Consider the following 2825-nt stretch of genomic DNA (forward strand, 5'->3'; position numbering starts at 1 on the left):
TAGATCGGCCGCCGTAGCCGGGCCTCTTCGACGAGGGCGAGGATGCCGCCGAGGTGGATCATCCAGTCGCGGCTGCGCTGGGCGCGGAGGGCGCCGCGGACGAGGAGGGCGTAGTCCCGCGGGCGGTCGCGGCGGAGGTCCACGGCGGCGCCCAGGGTCTCGGCGAAGGCGTCGACCATGCCGCGGAAGGTGGCGTTGTCGTCGCCGACTTGGCCGGTCAGCAGGGCGGACAGGTCCGAGACCTCGGTGGCGGCGGCGGGCTCGCGGAAGCCCAGGCCGGAGGGGTCATCCCACGGGTCGTGCCAGGCCGCCGCGAGGCGGGCGGCGCGGCCGCTCGGCTCGAATGGGTTGACCTGGCGGGCCAGGCCGTCGACCATCCGGACGATCGGCACGACGGCCCCCTCGAAGGCCCCGCCGTGGGGCTCGTACAGGCTGGTCATCGCGTTGTAGTCGGCGGCGCGGAGCAGCGTGTCGTAATAGTCGAGCCGGCCGTCGGTCACCTCCACCTGGTCGGGGAACTCGGCCTCGAGCTCCTCCAGGCGGGCCAAACGGGCCGCATCGGCCGCGGCCGACTCGCCGGCCACCGTGGCCAGGACGACGAAGACGGGGAGCCCGCGGCGGTCGCGGAGGAGCCGACGCACGCCTTCGGCCACAACTTCGTGAAGCTTCTGGGCGACTCGCCGGCCCATCGCCACGACGAGGACCTTCTCCCCGGCCCGCGACCGGAGCGGCTCCGGCAGCATCCCGCGGGCCTCCAGGCGAGAAAGCTCGAGCGCCCGGAGGCCGGCACCGGGATCCCTCGCGAGCAATTGCTCCAGCTCCAGGAGGGCCGGCTTCAGCGCGTGGAAGTTGGCGTTCTCCACCGGGACGATCCGCCAGGCCAGGTCCTGGAGGTGCCGGGCCATGACCTGGGTGTGGATGGGCTCGGTCCGGAGGCCGCGGGCGTAGCCGCGGTTCACGGTGGTGACGACGTCCGCCTGCCGCAGGCCCACGCGCAGGGCCGTCTCCGGGCCGCGGAAGGGCGCGTACAGGCCGCCGCCGTGGACTCGAGCCTCGGGGGCGAGCCACGCGTCGAACTCGTTGTGCAGGGTCAGGACCGTGTGGTGCCTCCCCCGCAGCAGGACGAGCGCGGGCACTGTCTGCCAGTCGGCCCCCCACGCGAATTGCCGAGGCGAGGCCCCGGCCCGGTCCAGGAACTCCCCGACCGCCGCGCCGAAGACCAGGGCGTCGCGGGCGAGGTCCGGCGTGTCGTACGGGTTGAGCTCGCCCCGGAAGGCCCCGTCCACGTCGAGGTAGACGATCGGCATGACGGCCGCCGCCGAGGGGCTGGCGGCCGGGGTGGTTGTGGTGGCCAGGACGCGGACTCGCGCGCCGGGGGCGCAGGGCCCGGCGAGGGTGAACTCCTCGCCGGTCGGGGCGACGAGCCCGCGCGCCTCGGCCGCGGCGGCCGCGGCCATCCGGGGCTGCCAGGGGGCGATCATGGTGCCGAGCGTGGCGAAGGCCCGCCGTTCCTGCCGCGTGACCGCGGTGATCCCCGTGCAGGGGGTGTGCTCGGTCTCCCACCGGAGCAGGATCATCCGGCCGTGCCGGAGCGCCTCCGGCACGTCGAGCGGGGCCGGTCCCGGCGAGGCGCCCGCCATCGCGGCCAGGGGATGCAGTGTAGGCGTCGCCATCGGCGCTGGCTCCCGGCCGGATCGAGCGATCGCAGCACGGCGCGTCGTCGGCCCGGGCTCGATTCTACACGCGGCGCGGCCCTCGCGGATACACTGAGCAGGGGCCGGCCCGCGATCCGGCCCGCTGCAATCGAGCCCGAGCAGATCGGACGATCGAGCATGGCGAACGCTCACGAAGGCGAGAGGAACGGGGCCCCCCCGCGACGGCTCCGGTTCGACGACCTGACCGCGACGGCCCTCCGGCCGCGCGGCGGCGGATCAGCCTCCGGCGACGCGGACGACGCGGCCACGGGGCACTCGGGCCGCCGGCTGGTCGTCGGGGCCGGGGTCGTGATGGTGGTCCTCTGGATGGTCCTCTTCCTGGCCTTCCGCGAATGGCGGGCGAAGTACCGCGAGCGGGCGAGGTTCGGGGCCGTGGCCGTCGCGCCGGCCGTCGATCGGTTCGCCGAGATCGGCCCCCCGGGCGTCGACCCGATCGCGTGGCGGCAGGCCGTCCGCGACACCCACGACATGATCCGCGCCGTGACCGGATCCAACCTCCTGAGCCTCGACCAGATGAAGTCGCTCCGCGACGAGCTGGCCGCCGCCGCGGACCGCTCCCGCGCCCATCCCGACACGGCCGTCGCCGAGCTCGCCGGCATCTGGGACGCCATGGCCGACCGCGCCGAGTTCGTCCTCAAGGAAGGCCCCTCCGGCCGCCGCCAGCCCCACCCCCGGCCGAAGGTCCTGCCGCCGAGGCCGCCGCGAGCGGAGGGTGAGCCCCGGAAAGGGCATGATCCGCCGCCGGGGATGTAATGCCACGTCTGTGGTACAAAGCCAGGCGATGGCTGACTCGGAAGATCAGGGCTCGCCGATTTGGCCGAGGTCAAGTCCCTTTCTCCGAGCGAGCCTTCGCTGCTGGTCGCGTTGGAGTACGGCCTGGATGAGATCGTCTCGGGCGTGAAAATTCGTCGCTTCCAGTTGCTCGAGGACTTTGGGAAGGTCGATGAGTTCGAGCTCTGCGGCCCTGTCGAGAACACCGAGGGTCCCGACGACGGCAAGGCCACGTTGCCTGGCGGCATCCCGACCATCGCGTTCGTCAATGAGAAGCCAGTCGGCTCGGACCTCCTCGGCGAGGGCGATCGCCGCAGTCTCTCCCGGATCGAGGTTCAG

3 protein-coding genes are annotated in these 2825 nt (G+C 73.5%); 1 reads left to right on the plus strand and 2 read right to left on the minus strand.

Annotation, left to right across the window (positions count from 1 at the left end):
- A partial coding sequence (locus G6O54_RS36625) for a glycogen/starch synthase (protein WP_165235981.1) occupies positions 1-1673 on the minus strand: 1673 nt, incomplete at its 3' end.
- 159 nt (positions 1674-1832) lie between these two features.
- Between G6O54_RS36625 and G6O54_RS36630 the strand changes: the two genes are divergently transcribed.
- Positions 1833-2468 (plus strand): hypothetical protein, encoded by a 636-nt coding sequence (locus G6O54_RS36630; protein ID WP_165235984.1) that lies wholly within the window; start codon positions 1833-1835, stop codon positions 2466-2468.
- A gap of 45 nt (positions 2469-2513) precedes the next feature.
- On the opposite strand, the gene G6O54_RS36635 is transcribed toward G6O54_RS36630, so the two are convergent.
- Positions 2514-2825, minus strand: a 312-nt coding sequence (locus G6O54_RS36635; RefSeq protein WP_165235987.1) for a PIN domain-containing protein, incomplete at its 5' end; no start/stop codon positions are given.

Source organism: Aquisphaera insulae, from assembly GCF_011064615.1.
Taxonomy (GTDB): Bacteria; Planctomycetota; Planctomycetia; order Isosphaerales; family Isosphaeraceae; genus Aquisphaera; species Aquisphaera insulae.

What these genes read in the sequence shown, in the direction of transcription:
- G6O54_RS36630 (WP_165235984.1), top strand. Translation starts at nt 1,833, where the DNA reads ATGGCGAACGCTCACGAAGGCGAGAGGAACGGGGCCCCCCCGCGACGG.